We start from the raw sequence: 17,554 nt of genomic DNA, 5'->3' as shown, positions 1-17,554 counted from the left end.
CTTCTACACTCAATAACACAACATACAGGAGAGGTGTTATGACAATCAGAGCAATCGCTGTTAATCCAGAAAAACCGGATCGCTTTATCGAAATCCATCCCGAACAGCCCACCCCCGGCGAATACGATCTGCTGGTGGAAGTGAAAGCCGCTTCGGTCAACCCGGTTGACACCAAAGTGCATAAAGGCGTGCAAAAAAGCGGCCTGCAACAGCCGCGTATTCTTGGCTGGGATGCCAGTGGCGTCGTGCTGGATGTGGGTAGTAAAGTCAGTGGTTTCAAGGCAGGCGATGAAGTTTACTATGCGGGTGACATCACTCGTCCGGGCAGCAACACCACGCATCAGCTGATCGATGCCCGCATCACTGGTCATAAGCCAGCCTCGCTGAACTGGGCGGAAGCCGCAGCGATTCCACTGACGGCGCTAACGGCATGGGAAGGACTGTTTGACCGTTTGCACATCGACCAGGCGGCGGAAGATAAAACGCTGCTGATCGTTGGCGGCGCTGGCGGCGTTGGCTCGCTGGCCATTCCTTTTGCCAAACTGCACAGCAAAGTCAAAGTGATAGCGACAGCTTCCCGTCCGGACTCCGTTCAGTGGTGTAAAGATCGCGGTGCTGACCTGGTGATCAATTATCAGGATATGCCGGCCGAACTGGATAAACAGGGTCTGAAGCAGGTGGATTACATTTTCTGCCTGAACGATACCGATGGTCACTGGGATACGCTGGCACAGTTGATTGCGCCGCAGGGCCAGATCTGCACCATTGTAGAAAACGAGAAGCCGCTCAATATGGATCAGCTGAAGCTAAAAAGCGCGGCGCTGCACTGGGAATTTATGTATACCCGCAGCATGTATACCACACCGGATATCGCCCGCCAGGGAGAGATCCTGAATGCAACGGCGAAGCTGCTGGACGAAGGCAAAATCACCACGTCATTAAGCAAAACGTTGCAGGGCCTGAGTGTGGAAACGCTGACCGAAGCGCACCGTCTGGTGCTGGAAGGCCATATGCGCGGTAAAGTGGTGATGGTTTACTGATGAGCAACGGGCGCCGAGCCGCCCGTTAATTTCTGCAATATTTTTATTCTCTCTACTTCTCCCTGCCCTTCATTTTACCTTCGAGCTCGCTCGTAAAAATAAACTTTTCTTCTGCGAGATATTCTCTTTTTGCTTAAAAATTTAATGCTGAATGGATGACGGTGGCAGGTAAGCCCAGGCTGCATCTTTATGTATAAACGGCTGGAATGGTCGCCCAGGACAGATCAGAGGATCAGAGGATCAGAAACAGTAAACCCGCCTGAGGGCGGGTTTACTGTTGAATCAGGCGGCCTTGTACAACAAGGCCAAAACGAACCTGGTGTCATCACCAGTATGATAGCTGGGAGAGGACGTAGCCCAGGGCTGCGGATCGATAGTAACAGCGCGGTACAATAATTAAAAGGAGATAAAAATGGACTGGGACGATTTGGAAAAACATTTTTCCTCAGCCAGACTGGGGCGCTATCGTGCTGCACGCAGTGGAGAAAAGGACAAAGCTGCAATCGATTATGCTAATAATCTCCATCTTGCCGAAGCAATGGTTCCTCTACTCAATGTTTTAGAAATCGCCCTGCGTAATGGGATCCATAACCGCCTGAGTCTGCTTTATCAACGGGCTGACTGGTGGGAGGCCTGGACGAACGAGCCCGCTTTCATTTGGCAAAATAAAGAAATTGTCATTGCCAGTACCAAACTGCTTCGACGACATGAGCAGCAAACCGCGGACAAAATGATCGCCGAATTGACATTCGGGTTCTGGAGCTCACTGTTTAATACCCGCTATCAGGATATGCTCTGGAAAGACCTACGCCTGGTATTTGCACACTGTCCAAAACCCCAGCGGCAGCGGCGTACTATTTCGGTGGCCCTGAATCGGATCAGGGATTTACGCAACAGAATTTTCCATCATGAACCCTTACTGTGGCTAACGCCCCTACTGCCCATTCAGCATGCAACAGGCGTAGCAGTCATTAACTGGATCGATCCTTGTCTGAACGAATGGCTGACAAACCATGATCGCCTTCCTGCTGTTTGGGCAGACTCACAGAAATAAACGTCCCTTTCACCGCTATCATTTTGCGCTACGCAGACATTTTTGTGACCCATCCCGCAGCCGCTTATCCAGATGCCAAAATTAACCCGGCATCGTGCCGCCATCCTTGTGCGGCTGAACGATGCTCCACCTCATCCTGCTTTTTATACTGAACCGGCAGTCTCTTATCTCGCCGGTCGGTACGCATCTTAACCATAACTTCAAGCGACTGACCGCCCTACACTTTGAGGTTTATGGCATGAGAATTCATCATATTGAGGTGATTCGCCTCAGCATTCCTTTTGAAAGCGATCGCGATTCCATTATCAAAGAAGAAACCACATGGAATGCCGCGTCGCCTGCGCTAAAGCAGATGGAAACGCTGCTGGTGAGGATTGAAACCGACAGCGGCTTGCAGGGTTGGGGAGAAGGTTTTGGACATCTTTGTAATCCGGTCACCGCTCAGGCTTTGCAGGATCTGGTCATCCCTATGTTCCTGGGGAAAAACGTACCGCAAACGCGTGAAGCGTTAGTTGCCCTGACAACAGAAGCAGAACAGGCGCTGCATGCTTTTGGCCGTAGCGGTCCGGTACGCTATGCCCTGTCGGCAATCGATATTGCGCTGTGGGATCTGCTGGGGCAGCATCTGGGCCAGCCGCTGTGGAAGTTATTGGGCGGACGCCGTGAGATCGGTCTGTATGCCAGCCTGGTCAGCTATAACAATCAGCCAGAAGAGGTCGCACGTCAGGTACAGCGTGCCTGGCAGGCGGGTTTCCACACGCTTAAGCTGCACGAAACGGAATACGAAGCCATTGCAGCAGCCCGCGCGGCACTGCCGCCAGAAGCCACGCTAATGGTCGATGTGAACTGTCCGTGGACGGTCAGCGAAGCCAGCCGCCGTGCTCGTCAGCTGGCGGAACTGAAGCTGGGCTGGCTGGAGGAACCGGTCTGGCCGCCAGACGATATCGACGGGCTGGCTCAGGTGCGACGTGAAGGCACGCCCATCGCGGCCGGTGAAAATGCATCGGGCGAATGGGGGTTTGAATCTTTTTACTCCAGTCAGGCTGTTGATGTTGTACAGCCAAGCGTGGCGAAAGTCGGTGGGATCACTGCATCATTGCGCGTCATTGAACGTGCGCAATTGCACGGTGTAAAAGTGGTTCCACACTGTTTTTACTATGGCGCGGGTTTACTGGCAACCGCGCACCTCGTGGCGAGCCTGCCTGCCGATATTCTGCTGGAAGTGCCTTTTATCCGCTTCTCCGCCCTGCTTTATCCGCAGCTGGCTTTTGCCCCGACGCTCACCCTCGCGGAGACGCCCGGCCTGGGTTTTCAACCGGACAGCAATGTACTGAGCAACCACACCCTGAGTCACAGCACATTTAGCGCGGAGGGCATTCATCATGTTTAAAAATTATCGTAGCGTCGTTGCGCTGCTGCTGTTTTTTGCCGGGATGCTGAACTACCTCGACCGCGCCGCGCTCTCCGTCATGGCACCGCTGGTGAAAAAGGATCTGCAAATCGATGATGCACAGATGGGCGTTCTGTTCAGCTGTTTTTTTATCGGCTATTGCCTGTTCTGTTTTCTCGGCGGCTGGGGCGCAGACCGTTTTGGCCCGCGCAAAGTGTTTAGCTGGGCTGCCGCTATCTGGTCGCTGTTTTGCGGCGCGACCGCGCTGGCAGGCAATTTTACGCACTTACTGATTGTGCGGGTGCTGTTCGGCATTGGCGAAGGCCCGATGGGCACCACCACCAATAAGTCAATTTCGAACTGGTTCCCACGCAAAGAAGTGGGCCGCGCAGTGGGATTTACCAATGCCGGTCAGCCGCTGGGCGCAGCGGTCGCCGCGCCGATAGTGGGTCTGGTTGGGCTGCACTTCGGCTGGCGCGTGTCGTTTGTGGTGATTGCTGCGCTGGGCTTCGTCTGGCTGGCGTTCTGGCTATGGCTGTTTCGTGATAAGCCGGAGCAACATCCTCGCGTTAGCGAGCGCGAGCGGATAACCATCGCGGCTCAACGTCCTGCTACTCGCGCACCTGCAGCAGCGGCTCAGCCAACAAAACTCTGGGGTTATGTTTTTTCCCTGCCGGTACTGGGTGTAGCTGCGGCATTCTTTTGCTTCAACTATATCCAGTTTTTCTTTCTCTCGTGGCTGCCGAGCTATCTGACCGATTTCCAGCATCTGGATATCAAAAGCATGAGCCTGATCGGCATTCTGCCGTGGCTCGGCGCGACCATTGGCTTTATCGGCGGCGGCATGATTTCGGACGCGCTGTTCCGTCGGACCGGCAATTTTCTGCTGTCGCGTAAGCTGGTGATTTTTTGTGGACTGGCGGTCGCGGCAGTTTGCGTCATGCTGACGGCCTGGGCAAGCAGCGTTACGGTGGCGATATCGCTGATTACGCTGGCCAGCGTATTTGCCTATATGACGCCGCAGGCATGCTGGTCGCTGCTTCAGGATATTGTGCCGGCGGAACGCATCGGCACGGCCGGTGGATTTGTGCATTTGCTGGCAAACCTGGCGGGGATTTTATCCCCGGGCATTACCGGATTTTTAATCCAGTATGGCGGCGGCTATTCTTCAGCCTTCCTGTTGGCCAGCGCGCTGGCACTCGCCGGTATCGCGCTGCTGGCGCTGTTTGTTCGCCAGCAAAATGTTAACCAACTGCGTTCCCTCGCGTGATATTGATGGCAGGCTCTGCCTGAGAGCCTGCCAGCTTAGTGAACTGCCCGATGATTTTTAATAAAAGGAGCTTTAGATTAAATGGATAATAATGACGGCATTAAAATTATTCTCTCCCCGGTACATCTTGCAGCCTTGCTATCAGATAAAAGTGTCAGCGAGGGAGAAACCCTTAGCAATCGTCTGTATGGAGGTCTGGGCCTGGCGGGTGGCATTATCGAAATGTTCGGCGCCGGAGCGATGTGTATGGCGCCCGAGCCTACAATGCTCACAAAAGCCGGATGTATCATCGTCGGAACACACAGCCTTGATACCGTACAGGCTTCACTCAGGTAGGTCTGGACAGGTCGCAATACCGACACCGACACTTATAATTCTGCCTTTTCATTAGCCGAATCACTGGGGGCAGACAGGAAAGCTGCGCTGAAAGTCGGTTTTACGGTCGATCTGGCAATTCCGGTCGCCTTTTCTCTCGCTATCGGCGCTCAGCGAGTTATTGCAATTCAAAGTGGGCGGTTAAAATTGTCTGCACATGAAGCTCTTCCTGGCAGCAGAGCGGGCGGCCATACAATTGACAAACATATCGGTAAAACTTCGGAAGAATTACTGGCCAGACTCAAGGCGTCTCCACGACTCACCCAGTCGAGTAGCTTCCAATCAATGCGGGATGCAGAAGCTCTTATTTCAAAAGTCCTGCGAGACAACAAAAATCAGATTGCCGTATTAACAAAAAATGTCCCTTCGGGGCAGAATCTAAAAATGGTCTTTGACAGGAATTTTGCAAAGCAAACGGGCATCTCTGTTAGCAGGGGGGGAAAAAGAGGCTAAAGCCTGCTATCAAGTCAGAATAATTCTGAAATTTGAATCCTGGCATGGGAAACCCTATTTTATTCTTACAGCTTTTCCAATGGTTTAATTTATGAAAAATATCAATACATTTGGACTGGACAGCTTAATTGCGGTCTATTTTGGGCAAGATTACGATATGTTCGGTAGCGGTGAGAGTGTTGATGCACAAATTGATGCCTGGATTGCTGAAACGCCGGACGCATTCAGGCACGGTTTGATCGGGGATATCGATCAGTTTTACCGCGAGTGTGACAATCTTGAGGAAGACTTTGAAGCCCGTTACGGGTTCGATTTTTCACCCGAACTATGGGGAACAACGCCGACTGATTTTCTCAGGCTTCTCAGAGAAAAAGTCATTCATTCTCTTGAATGAATTAATAAACTTAACAAGCGCTACAATAAAGACCGAACCTGGCAAAGCAGATAATCGGTCTGGTATTTGCTGATGAGATCTCCGGATGTAAGTAATGCAAAATTAGCCTGTAGCATCCGTTATTCTTGCAGGCGGTCGTGGCAGTATTACGACCGCCGCACTTACCTTTCAGCTAAATGTTCCACTGGCCTGACGATATAGAATACGCCGACCCGATTTCCCTCTTTTATGAGCCTGTCAGAATATCCGTTACGCGCTCATCATCCCTTTGACCAGCTCAACGCAGCGCAGGAAGCGCTCGTCATAATTATCCTGCTCGACATGAACAAACTCGATATTGTTTTCCTTCAGCATTGAAACCAGCAGCGACTGAAACTCTTTACGGTCCACCGAGCTGCCCAGGCTACGCAGGCCATCTGCCACCCAGGGCACATTGTTTTCCACCAGGATCACCAGATCGAAGCGGTATTCGTCAATCAGCGCCTGCACAAAGGGATGTTCGCGCCCTTCATACTTTTTGCAGAACGCCTGCGTGGTGACGAAATCGGTATCGATAAAAGCGACCTTGTTCGCATATTTAATTGCGAAATCAATGTACTGCGCCTGACCGAGCGCAATTTTATCGTAGTCGGAATATTGCAGCGCCATCTCGTCACCGCCCAGATGAGAAAAGACGTAATCACGACCAAATTCCCAGGCGCTGGTGGTGTTAAAGATGTTGGCAAGCTTGTTGACCAGCGTTGATTTTCCGCTGGATTCGCCGCCGAGGATGGCTACCGTACGCACAAAGAAAGGCTTCACTTCCGTTGGGATATATTCCCAGTAGCGGAACGGATCCTGGCGGATCTGCCCGCCGCTGATATTCATAAAAGATCGCCTGGGATCGATCAGCACCGCTTCAATGCCCAGATGTTCCTGATACTGCGGCGCATCCAGTTCTTCGCTGGTGTAAACCCGGTTTGGAATGATGCCGTGGTTTTCCATAAAGTCGTTGATGCCGCGACTCCAGATATCCCAGCCGTGCGGATAAGGCTCCATTCCTTCTTCATTGAACGAGTGAATACGGATATTTTTCTGATATTTGAAGGTTTGCAGCAGCCAGCGCAGGCGGTCGCTTACCGTAGGCTGTTGCGACATCGCGCTATCTTCAAACAGCTGCCGATCGCGCGGATCGTCGTAGCCCATGATGATATGCAGCTCATCAACCTGACTACAGGCGCGCTGGATCAGATAAATATGGCCGGTATGCAGCGGATAGAATTTACCAAACACCACGCCAATGGTTTTTTCACGGCGGGGAAATTCGAGTCCCAGATAGCGGTGCAGCGCTTCCAGCTTTTGCGCGCTGGGGCTTTTAATCTTGGCATTCAGCAGCTGGCTGAGATAGCCCTTGGTCATCCCGCTGGCTTCCGCCACCTGCTGCAACGTATAGCCCCGATGACGGATAGCCGTTTTCAGATATTCGAAAGACGACATCAAATGCCTCCTGCATATAAGGGCGCACCCTTCAGATGATAAAATGCCTGGTCAGGGCGAACATGCCGCCCCAACAGAAGTTAACTGCCTGAAGGCGGTCAGAGATCGTCCAGAATCGCCAGCGCGTCGGCCAGCTTTTTCACGCCGTAAACTTTCATGTTTTCCGGCACTTTTTTCGGCACGTTCGCGGCAGGCACAATCGCCCGTCGGAAACCGTGCTTCGCCGCTTCAGAAATTCGTTCCTGGCCGCTTGGGACCGGACGGATTTCTCCAGCCAGCCCGACTTCGCCAAAGACCACCAGATCCTGCGGCAAAGGTCGATCGCGCAGGCTGGAAACCATCGACAGCATCAGCGCCAGATCGGCACTGGTTTCGGTCACTTTTACACCGCCTACCACGTTAACGAACACATCCTGATCGGCCATCTGCAAACCGCCATGCCGGTGCAGCACGGCCAGCAGGATCGCCAAACGGTTCTGCTCCAGCCCTACGGCCACGCGCCGTGGATTGCCCATCATCGAGTGATCCACCAGCGCCTGTATTTCTACCAGCAGCGGCCGAGTGCCTTCCCACAGCACCATAACGGAACTGCCAGAGGTAATTTCATCACCCCGGCTGAGGAAAATAGCGGAAGGATTGCTGACCTCGCGCAGACCCTGTTCGGTCATGGCAAACACGCCCAGCTCGTTGACCGCACCAAAACGGTTTTTATGGCTGCGCAGCGTACGGAACCGTGAATCGGCATCACCATCCAGCAGCACCGAACAGTCGATACAGTGTTCCAGCACTTTAGGCCCGGCCAGCGAACCATCTTTAGTCACGTGCCCCACCATCACGATCGCCACGCCGCGAGTTTTGGCGAAACGCGTCAGATAAGCGGCGGTTTCACGCACCTGCGCCACGCTGCCTGGCGAAGACTGGATGTCTGCCATGTGCATGACCTGGATGGAGTCGATTACCATCAGCTTTGGCTGTTCCTGCTCGGCGATCAGACAGATCTGCTCGATGCTGGTTTCCGAAAGCATATTGAGGTTTTCCGTAGGCAGGCCAAGACGATGCGCGCGCATCGCCACCTGCTGAAGGGATTCTTCGCCGGTGACGTAGAGGGTATTCATGCCTTGAGCAAGCTTGCAGAGAGTTTGCAGCAGCAGCGTACTTTTCCCTGCCCCTGGACTGCCGCCGATCAGGATTGCACTGCCCGGCACCACGCCGCCGCCCAGCACGCGGTCAAACTCTTTGAAGCCGGTGCTGAAACGCGGCAGCGCTTCCAGACTGATTTCCGACAGCTTCTGTACGCGGCTGGGGCCAGAACTGCTGCCCGCATAGCCCGAGAGCCGCTCGTTGCGGGCGACCGTCGGCGACGCCGCCAGACGCACTTCGGTAATGGTATTCCAGGCGTGACAGGCACTGCATTGTCCCTGCCAGCGTGGGTAGTCTGCGCCACATTCGTTACAAACAAAGGCACGTTTTACCGCTTTAGCCAAATTGACCTCTTAACGCTCATCATTGATCAGACTGCCGCTGAGGATGCAGAACACCCCCATCAGGTCGGCATGACGGATCGTCACTTCAGTTTTTTCATTCACTTTCGGCTTGGCGTGATAAGCAATGCCCAGCGCGGAAGCGCCAATCATCAGCAAATCGTTGGCGCCGTCGCCGATAGCGACAGTCTGTTCAGGTGGAATTTCAAATCGCGTCGCCAGCGCCTTAAGCGTGTCCGCTTTATATTGCGCATCGACGATATCGCCTGTCACTTCGCCCGTCAGTTTGCCGTCGCGGATTTCCAGCGTATTGGCGACAATTGCTGATAAATGCAAGGTATCGCGCAGGTACTCGGCAAAGTAGGTGAAACCACCAGAAGCAATCGCGACATGCCAGCCCATCGCATGCAGCTTCTGCACCAGCGAAGTGAGGCCTGGCATCAGCGGCAGCTCATCGCGCACCTGCCTGAGAATATTGGCATCGGCATCTTTAAGTGTAGCTACGCGCTGGCGCAGGCTGGCGGTAAAATCAAGCTCGCCGCGCATCGCACGCTCGGTCACTTCAGCCACCAGCTCGCCGCTGCCGGCCAGTTTGGCGATTTCATCTATACATTCGATTTCAATGGCGGTGGAATCCATATCCATCACCAGCAGGCCTGGCGTTTTCAGATGCGGAATACGGCCCAGCGGCGCAACATCCAGTCCAGCTTCATGCGCCAGCTTTAACGCGCGCGGCGTCAGGGAACCCGCCAGACGAATCACCTGATAATCTTCCACGCGCCAGGCGCTGACGATGACCATTGCCGCGCCCAGCTTATGCTGTAGCGCCGTCAGGCAATCTTTATCCAGCTTCCGTCCATACAGAAGCCAACCCGTTCGGCCCGCATGGTAGTCCAGCGGCATCACTTCATCGCCACTCAGAGAGAGAGGTAAACCCGGCCAGAGAGAGACATCGGAAGGCAGGTCGCACCAGGTCAGACTATTTGGCATTACAGCTCCTGTAGGGACATATTAACCACGCAAGAGGCTACCCTGACAGGCCCGCTTCTGGCAACATAAAGCTTTGGGCCGCTCTGCGTTTTGTAGATATTTTTAAAGGGTAATGATGGCCAAAGCCAAACTGAAATTTCGCCTGCATCGTACCGCGATCGTACTGATCTGCCTGACGCTGCTGGTCGTGCTGATGCAGGGTGCCTCATGGTTTAGCCTTGGGCGGCAAATGGCGCGTTCCGAACAGGTTGAGGAGCTGGCCCGCACGTTAACGCGGCAGGTAGCATTCAGCCTGTCGCCGCTGATGGAGAACAGTGATGATAACCATCAGAAAATTGTCGATATCCTGACGCAGCTGACCCGCGAGAGCCGTATTCTGGACGCTTCAGTCTATGACGATGCCGGGGCGCTGCTGGCGCACAGCGGTGAAACGATTAACGTGCGCGACAGGCTGGCGCTGGATGGCCAGCGGGCCGGCAGCTACTTTAACCATCAGCTGGTGCAGTCGCTGGACAGCCCGGACGGGCCACGCGGCTTCCTGCGCGTCACGCTGGATACGCACGTGCTGGTCACGGAAGCTAAACAGGTGGATAACACCACCAACATTCTGCGTCTGATGATGCTGCTGGCGTTGGCGATTGGAATTATCCTGACCCGAACGCTGCTCAGAGACCGCCGCACTCGCTGGCAGCAGTCGCCATTCCTGCTGACCGCCAATAATCCCGTGAAAGAAGACGAAGAGAGCGACGAGCCTTCGGTGAAAGAGAAATCCTGAAATGATGATGCCGGATGACGGCATCATTACCTGATGGAGAAAGACTCACCGTTACCTTGCTTTCCTGCCTTAATGGACGTAGTAAAGCGTAGCGTGTTGCCCGTGCACGGCCATATTTTATAATCTGAGGATGGGCGGAAATCAGGCGTGACAGCGTCGCCTGGCTAATACCGATCCGGGCCATTAGCGTTGCCGCATCGAGCGGACCTTGCAAAAGTAGTGCGCTAATTTCAGCCATAGTGAATAGATTCTTGAATAGATTCGTGAATAGATAATTATCACTTAACTTAATAAGAAAAAAGGAAAGTTTTGTAAAACCTAAGGTGGTTGTGAATAGATACTGAAGGGGAAACGCTGACCAGGGAGCGGCCAGCGTTGAGAGTACGATTAAATCAGGCTTTGTCGCCCAGCAGTACAGATTCCAGCGCGATTTCGATCATCTCGTTGAACGTGGTCTGACGTTCTGCCGCCGTGGTCTGCTCGTGAGTACGGATATGGTCAGACACGGTGCAGATTGCCAGCGCTTTTGCGCCAAACTCTGCCGCCACGCCGTAAATTCCAGCCGCTTCCATTTCCACGCCCAGAATGCCGTATTTTTCCATTACGTCGAACATCTGTGGATCCGGCGTGTAGAACAGATCCGCAGAGAAGATATTGCCAACGCGCGCATCAACGCCAAGGTTTTTAGCCGCGTCTACTGCGTTACGCACCATCTCGAAGTCGGCGATTGCCGCAAAGTCGTGATCCTTGAAGCGCATACGGTTTACTTTGGAATCGGTGCTGGCACCCATGCCAATCACGATGTCACGCAGCTTCACGTCCTCGCGCACGGCACCGCAGGAACCCACACGAATGATTTTTTTCACGCCAAATTCAGTGATCAGTTCTTTAGCGTAGATTGAGCAGGAAGGAATGCCCATACCGTGGCCCATGACGGAAATCTTGCGGCCTTTATAAGTGCCGGTATAGCCCAACATGCCGCGCACGTTGTTCACTTCTACCGCATCCTGCAAAAACGTTTCTGCGATATGTTTAGCGCGTAGCGGATCGCCCGGCATCAGCACAACGTCAGCGAAATCACCCATTTCAGCGTTAATATGAGGGGTTGCCATCTTTTTTCCTTATCTTATTCTGACCGGCGTCGACGCGCCGGTATGTTACGTTTCGCTGATTACAGCATGCTTTTGCCATATTCCATGGGGGTCAGGCCAAAATAGTTTGCAATAGTCTGACCGATATCGGCAAAAGTGTCACGATATCCCAGCGAGCCTGGCGTAACGCCCGGGCCGTAGATCAGCACCGGAATATGCTCACGGGTGTGCTCCGTGCCTTTCCAGGTAGGGTCGCAGCCGTGGTCGGCGGTCAGGATCAGGATATCGCCCTCCTTCACCAGCGCCATCAGCTGCGGCAGGCGACGGTCAAACAGTTCCAGACCGCCCGCGTAGCCCGGCACATCGCGACGGTGCCCCCAGGTGGAGTCAAAATCGACGAAGTTAGTGAAAACGATGCTGTTATCCGGCGCGATTTTCATCTCTTCAATCGTGGCGTCAAACAGCGCGTCCAGTCCGGTCGCCTTCACTTTTTTCGTAATGCCAACGTGAGCATAGATATCGGCGATTTTGCCAACGGAGATCACTTCACCCTTCTGCTCATCAACCAGTTTTTTCAGAATGGTCGGTGACGGCGGTTCAACGGCCAGATCGTGACGGTTGCCGGTACGCTCAAAATGCCCGGCTTTATCGCCCACGAATGGACGCGCAATCACGCGGCCAATGTTATAGCCGCCTTCAGTCAGTGCTTCACGGGCGATTTCGCACAGCGCATAAAGGCGTTCGAGGCCAAACGTCTCTTCATGACAGGCGATCTGGAATACGGAGTCAGCAGAGGTGTAGAAAATCGGCTTGCCGGTTTTCATATGTTCCTCGCCCAACTGGTCGAGGATCACCGTGCCGGAAGAGTGACAGTTGCCGAGATAGCCCGGTAAACCGGCCTTTTCCACCAGCTCATCCAGCAGCGCCTGCGGGAAGCTGTTTTCTTTCTCGGTAAAGTAACCCCAGTCGAACAGCACCGGAACACCGGCGATTTCCCAGTGGCCTGACGGCGTATCTTTCCCGGATGAGAGTTCGCTGGCATAAGCGTAAGCGCCGATAATCTGCGCGTCTTTATCCAGCCCCAGCGGGAACCTGCCGGTGGATTCTTCTGCCGCTTTGCCTAACCCTAAAGCGGTCAGGTTCGGCAGATGCAGCGGCCCTTTGCGCCCTACGTCCGCTTCGCCCTTATAACAAGCTTCAGCAATATGTCCCAGCGTATCGGAGCCTTCATCACCAAACTTGTCAGCGTCTTTACTGGACCCAATTCCGAAGGAATCGAGCACCATAATAAATGCACGTTTCATCGTGGTCTCCTGCGTCTTACGACGCGCTAAAATTTTATCGATCAGAGTAGTATGACGGTTATCCGGTGATTCTGCGACAGATAACTGGCGTCTTTGCCGGCGTGCTGTCGCTGAGGGATATGGCCTGTTTTACCGCCGTGGCCGCTTCCTGCCAGCTCGCCTCGCTGGCAGCATGGATGACCGCCAGCGGACGCTGGTTATCTGCATAATCCCCCAGCTGCGCCATCTCACTAAAGCCGACGCTGTAGTCGATGCCGTCACTGGCGCGACGACGACCGCCGCCCATTGTCACAATCGCCATACCCAGCGCCCGCGTATCCATTGCGCTGATAAAGCCGGGCTTGTCAGCGTAAACCGCTTTACTGAGCATCGGCGCGGGCAGATAGCTGTCCAGCCGTTCAATAAAGTCCGCCGGGCCTTTTTGCGCTTTCACCATGCGGGCGAACACTTCCGCCGCGCGGCCGTTATCCAGCACCGCCTGAAGCTTGTTGACAGCATCGCTGTTATCCACCGCCAGCCCACCGGAAACCAGCATCTCGGCGCTCAGTGCCATCGTCACTTCCAGCAGGCGCGGATTGCGGTATTCACCGGTCAGGAAGCGTACCGCTTCACGCACTTCCAGCGCGTTACCGGCGCTGGAAGCCAGCACCTGATTCATATCGGTCAGCAAGGCTGTCGTTTTGCATCCTGCTCCGTTTGCCACGCCGACGATCGCCTGCGCCAGCTGCTCAGATTTCTCAAAAGTTGGCATAAACGCGCCCGAGCCGACCTTCACATCCATCACCAGCGCATCCAGCCCTTCGGCCAGCTTTTTCGCCAAAATTGAGGCAGTGATTAGCGGAATAGAGTCGACCGTCGCGGTAATATCACGCGTGGCGTAAAAACGCTTGTCGGCCGGAGCCAGCGAGTTGGTCTGGCCAATAATCGCCACGCCAACCTCTTTGATGATACGGCGAAACGCCTGGTCGTCGGGGAAGATATCAAAGCCAGGGATCGCTTCCAGCTTGTCCAGCGTGCCGCCAGTATGACCCAGACCGCGCCCGGAAATCATTGGCACAAAGCCGCCGCAGGCAGCCACCATCGGTCCCAGCATCAGCGAGGTCACGTCGCCCACGCCGCCGGTAGAGTGTTTGTCCACCACCGGCCCGCTGAGATCCAGCGCCTGCCAGTTCAGCACCGAACCGGAGTCGCGCATTGCCATGGTCAGCGCCACGCGCTCCGGCAGCGTCATATCATGAAAAAAGATGGTCATCGCCAGCGCGGCAATTTGTCCTTCGGACACGGAATTGTCACGCACGCCGTTGATGAAAAAGCGGATCTCTTCTTCCGTGAGCGTCAGCCCATCCCTTTTTTTACGGATAATTTCTTGTGGCAGGAACATGGTGCCCCCTGGTCATTTTCAGCCCGGACGGATACCCTCCGGGCAAGTTAAAGCGCAAGGCTGAATAGCCAACAGTGGCGTGCCGTGAGTGTGTCAGCAATCTGAGTGGACTTGACTCACCGCCCGTTTAATACGCCGAGTCGCTTTTGGCGGAGGAATGTCCGGCAGCATTCAGCAGGCTGGCTAACAGGCTTGAAGCGCCAAAGCGGAAATGACGCGCATCCGCCCAGTCGCTACCGAGAATGTCATCGGCCAGCTTCAGGTAGATGGCTGCATCTTCAGCGGTTTTTACGCCGCCCGCCGGTTTAAAGCCAACCTGATGCTTCACGCCCTGGTCAGCAATGACGCGCAGCATGATTTCAGCCACTTCCGGCGTAGCGTTAACCGGCACTTTTCCGGTCGACGTTTTAATGAAATCGGCGCCGGCAGCGATGGCGATTTCCGACGCTTTGCGGATCAGTTCAGCTGATTTCAGCTCGCCGGTTTCGATAATGACTTTCAACAGCACACCCGAATCGGCACAGGCTTCTTTGCAGGCGCTAACCAGCTCAAAACCGATCTCTTCGTTGCCGCCAATCAAGGCGCGATAAGGGAACACCACGTCCACTTCGTCGGCACCGTAAGCGATGGCCGCGTGCGTTTCCGCCAGCGCGATATCAATATCGTCGTTACCCTGTGGGAAGTTGGTGACGGTAGCAATGCGAATATCTGGCGTGCCCTGCTCGCGCAGCGTTTTGCGGGCAATGGGAATAAAACGGGGATAGATACAGATAGCGGCGGTGTTGCCAGCCGGAGATTTGGCCTGATGACAGAGCGCGATAACTTTCGCTTCAGTATCGTCATCATTCAGGGTGGTCAAATCCATCAGTTTTAGCGCACGTACGGCGGCTGCGGTTAAATCACTCATTATTTTCTCCAAACATTACTGGCAATGTTAAAATAATAACATCCATCCCGGCGATTATCCGTGATGGTTTTCACACTCATAAAAAAGCTATTGCATGAATTGTATAAAATTTGTGACTACAATCACACCGATTGTCGTAATGGCGCGCTAAAAAGCGGCTTACACAACGCTGATAAACGCCATCATACAAAAATGTTATGATAGTAACATTTCATTGTAACCGATGGCGGAAAGGAGAGTCGGGGTGGAAGGCGTAAACCGGAAGGCAGCTTCAGAAATTTGCCCGTTGTTTTAAATCCGAAAAATCCTGCGGGTGTTTTCACGCAGGGTTTCGGCAATTTCCTGCGGCGATTCATCACGAATTTCACACAGGCTTTGCCAGACGTTACGTATCCGTTCAGGCCGGTTAGGCGCGCCCTGGAATCCCTGCAACGGCATATCCGGCGAATCGGTTTCCAGCAGCAGCGAGGTAAGCGGCAAACGCGAAATCGCATTGCGGGTTTTGCTCGCACGCTCATAGGTGATGGTGCCGCCAACGCCGATGGCATAGCCTGCACGGATAAACGCCTGCGCCTGCTGCTCGCTACCCGCAAAGCCATGAACCACGCCACAGGCGGGCAGATCGAGTTTGCGAAGGTGCATAGCAAGCTTATCGTGAGTACGGCGTGAATGCAGGATTACCGGCAGGTTATAGTGCTTTGCCAGCCGTAACTGGGCGTCCAGCACCGCCTGCTGCTTATCAAACTGCGGATCTTCAATATAAAGATCCAGGCCGATTTCGCCGATCGCCACCAGCTTTTCCGGTTGTTGCTTCAGGTAAGCTTCCAGCTGTTGAAGATGCGCGTCTTCATGCTGTGCAATCGCCATTGGATGCGTGCCCAGTGCGGCATACAAAGGCGCCCAACGATCGGCCAGCGCCATTACGCCAGCAAAACGATCTGCCGCAACGCCGACCACGATGATTTTCTCCACGCCCGCCGCCGCGGCCAGACGCAGGCTTTCCGCTTCGTTGCCGCTAAACGGCGCGAAGTCAAAATGACAGTGGGTATCGACGAACGTCGTCATGCCAGCGATCCTTTATCGTAATCTGCATCACTGCCTGCCAGCGGATCAAGAGTGATACTCGGTTCATTTGCCACGGGAACGGCGGGCAGGACAGGCGGTTTAAGCAGCGAGTCCCCCGGACTCAGCCACTGCCCTATTGTAGCCAGGAAGTAGCGACCGGAACGACGTCCCAAATGATAATCCTGATTTAGCGAGGCAATACGGCTACCCAGCGCCCTGCTTGCCAGCGCGCGTGGCGGGAAGATTTCGATAATATTCAGTTTGCCGGGCGGATTGTTAATAAACTGCTGTGTCTGGTGATAGCTTTCTTCGTGCAGCTGAAGGATGTTTACCAGCGGCTGGAGTGCGCCGTCGCTAAGCCAGTGCTCGGCGCGTTTAAGCCACTGCGGCATGTAATTCATTTGTGGAGGAACAGTGCGGATCACCACAATCGTTTCCGCACCGCGACGCGCGGCTTCACGCACGGGAATCGCATCGCTGACGCCACCATCCAGGTAACTGATGCCGTCAAGGTCAACACCCGGCCGATACATACCGGGAATGGCGCTGGAGGCTTTAATGATTTCCAGCCAGTTTGCCGCGGTCGGCGCAAAGTAACCGGGCGTGAAATCATCACTGCGGCAGGCACACATATAGAATTCGCGTCCTTCAGCAAACCTCTTTTCACCCGCCGTTATCGCCAGCGGGAACTCTTTTGCCGTCGTTTCTACCAGCCAGTCCAGATCGATCAGATGGCCGCCACGAACAAAGCGCAGAGGATTAAAAAAAAGTTTACTGGTGGTATAACGCGTGATCACCCGACGAGCATAGCCCGCCTGGCCGCAAATATAGGCTGACAGATTTTGCGCACCCGCAGAGGTGCCAAGCAGCAAATCAAAGGGATTGAAGCCGGCTCGCTGAAACTCGTCCAGCACGCCTGCGGTGAAGATACCACGCTGCCCCCCGCCCTCACAGACCAGCGCCAGTTTGCCGGGGTGAAAAGGCGTGAGCGCCAGCGGCGCAATATTGCCGAGTGAAACGGGAATGCGCTGGCCCAATGTTGGTATCCTGTCGGAAGAAGGTAAAAAAAGGATACGCGTATCGAAACGGCAGCGTTTGACGCTTGTTG

Annotated in this window: 15 protein-coding genes and 2 pseudogenes; 7 read left to right on the top strand and 10 right to left on the bottom strand. The window is 54.3% G+C overall.

Going from position 1 to position 17,554, the window contains the following annotated elements:
• Positions 1-38 precede the first annotated feature (38 nt).
• The 6 genes and pseudogenes from AAGQ96_RS03370 to AAGQ96_RS03345 all read left to right on the top strand — a co-directional run bounded on the left by AAGQ96_RS03370 (position 39) and on the right by AAGQ96_RS03345 (position 5,976).
• Positions 39-1,040, top strand: coding sequence for a zinc-binding alcohol dehydrogenase family protein (locus tag AAGQ96_RS03370; protein ID WP_342754848.1), 1,002 nt, complete (start codon positions 39-41; stop codon positions 1,038-1,040).
• A 412-nt stretch (positions 1,041-1,452) separates the two neighbouring features.
• On the top strand, positions 1,453-2,094 hold the full coding sequence (locus AAGQ96_RS03365) for a hypothetical protein (RefSeq protein ID WP_342754847.1): 642 nt from the start codon (positions 1,453-1,455) through the stop codon (positions 2,092-2,094).
• Positions 2,095-2,332: 238 nt separating this feature from the next.
• Positions 2,333-3,484 (top strand): mandelate racemase/muconate lactonizing enzyme family protein, encoded by a 1,152-nt coding sequence (locus AAGQ96_RS03360; RefSeq protein ID WP_342754846.1) that lies wholly within the window; start codon positions 2,333-2,335, stop codon positions 3,482-3,484.
• On the top strand, positions 3,477-4,754 hold the full coding sequence (locus tag AAGQ96_RS03355; protein ID WP_342754845.1) for an MFS transporter: 1,278 nt from the start codon (positions 3,477-3,479) through the stop codon (positions 4,752-4,754). Before AAGQ96_RS03360 ends, AAGQ96_RS03355 begins: the two co-directional genes overlap by 8 nt.
• 81 nt (positions 4,755-4,835) lie before the next feature.
• Positions 4,836-5,670: pseudogene (locus AAGQ96_RS03350) on the top strand (RNase A-like domain-containing protein).
• 3 nt (positions 5,671-5,673) lie between these two features.
• Entirely contained in the window at positions 5,674-5,976 is a 303-nt protein-coding gene (locus AAGQ96_RS03345; RefSeq protein WP_147195019.1) for a contact-dependent growth inhibition system immunity protein, read from the top strand.
• A gap of 249 nt (positions 5,977-6,225) precedes the next feature.
• Here AAGQ96_RS03345 and nadR read toward each other — a convergent pair whose 3' ends face one another.
• The 3 genes from nadR to serB form a co-directional block, all read right to left on the bottom strand.
• Positions 6,226-7,452: a multifunctional transcriptional regulator/nicotinamide-nucleotide adenylyltransferase/ribosylnicotinamide kinase NadR gene (gene nadR, locus AAGQ96_RS03340; protein ID WP_147195017.1), complete on the bottom strand. Its 1,227-nt coding sequence runs from the start codon at positions 7,450-7,452 to the stop codon at positions 6,226-6,228.
• A gap of 98 nt (positions 7,453-7,550) precedes the next feature.
• Positions 7,551-8,936, bottom strand: coding sequence for a DNA repair protein RadA (gene radA / locus AAGQ96_RS03335; RefSeq protein ID WP_147195015.1), 1,386 nt, complete (start codon positions 8,934-8,936; stop codon positions 7,551-7,553).
• A 9-nt stretch (positions 8,937-8,945) separates the two neighbouring features.
• Complete coding sequence (gene serB, locus AAGQ96_RS03330) at positions 8,946-9,923, bottom strand: phosphoserine phosphatase (protein ID WP_147195014.1); 978 nt, start codon at positions 9,921-9,923, stop codon at positions 8,946-8,948.
• Positions 9,924-10,038: 115 nt separating this feature from the next.
• On the opposite strand from serB, the gene AAGQ96_RS03325 reads away from it, so the two are divergent.
• Positions 10,039-10,698 (top strand): YtjB family periplasmic protein, encoded by a 660-nt coding sequence (locus tag AAGQ96_RS03325; RefSeq protein WP_147200512.1) that lies wholly within the window; start codon positions 10,039-10,041, stop codon positions 10,696-10,698.
• A gap of 55 nt (positions 10,699-10,753) precedes the next feature.
• Here the strand turns inward: AAGQ96_RS03325 and AAGQ96_RS03320 are convergent.
• The 7 genes and pseudogenes from AAGQ96_RS03320 to AAGQ96_RS03290 all read right to left on the bottom strand — a co-directional run.
• Positions 10,754-10,936, bottom strand: a pseudogene (locus AAGQ96_RS03320) (transcriptional regulator); the annotation flags it as partial.
• A 154-nt stretch (positions 10,937-11,090) separates the two neighbouring features.
• A complete protein-coding gene (gene deoD / locus AAGQ96_RS03315; protein ID WP_147195012.1) occupies positions 11,091-11,810 on the bottom strand; it encodes a purine-nucleoside phosphorylase in 720 nt (239 codons plus the stop codon).
• A gap of 59 nt (positions 11,811-11,869) precedes the next feature.
• The gene (gene deoB / locus AAGQ96_RS03310) at positions 11,870-13,093 is read right to left on the bottom strand and encodes a phosphopentomutase (protein WP_147195009.1); all 1,224 of its coding nucleotides are present in this window, start codon (positions 13,091-13,093) and stop codon (positions 11,870-11,872) included.
• Between the two features lie 58 nt (positions 13,094-13,151).
• The gene (gene deoA, locus AAGQ96_RS03305; RefSeq protein ID WP_147195007.1) at positions 13,152-14,474 is read right to left on the bottom strand and encodes a thymidine phosphorylase; all 1,323 of its coding nucleotides are present in this window, start codon (positions 14,472-14,474) and stop codon (positions 13,152-13,154) included.
• 127 nt (positions 14,475-14,601) lie between these two features.
• A complete protein-coding gene (gene deoC / locus AAGQ96_RS03300) occupies positions 14,602-15,381 on the bottom strand; it encodes a deoxyribose-phosphate aldolase (RefSeq protein ID WP_147195005.1) in 780 nt (259 codons plus the stop codon).
• Between the two features lie 291 nt (positions 15,382-15,672).
• A complete protein-coding gene (locus AAGQ96_RS03295) occupies positions 15,673-16,446 on the bottom strand; it encodes a TatD family hydrolase (protein WP_147195003.1) in 774 nt (257 codons plus the stop codon).
• Positions 16,443-17,483 carry a patatin-like phospholipase family protein gene (locus AAGQ96_RS03290; protein WP_342754844.1) on the bottom strand — a complete coding sequence of 347 codons (1,041 nt, stop codon included), beginning with the start codon at positions 17,481-17,483 and terminating at the stop codon, positions 16,443-16,445. Before AAGQ96_RS03290 ends, AAGQ96_RS03295 begins: the two co-directional genes overlap by 4 nt.
• Positions 17,484-17,554: the final 71 nt, after the last annotated feature.

Origin of the sequence: Pantoea sp. MBD-2R, from assembly GCF_039134845.1 — a bacterium.
In the GTDB taxonomy this organism is placed as follows: Bacteria; Pseudomonadota; Gammaproteobacteria; order Enterobacterales; family Enterobacteriaceae; genus Erwinia.
Note: the sequence above shows the minus strand (reverse complement) of the source record. Positions and strands in the feature narration are given on the sequence as shown.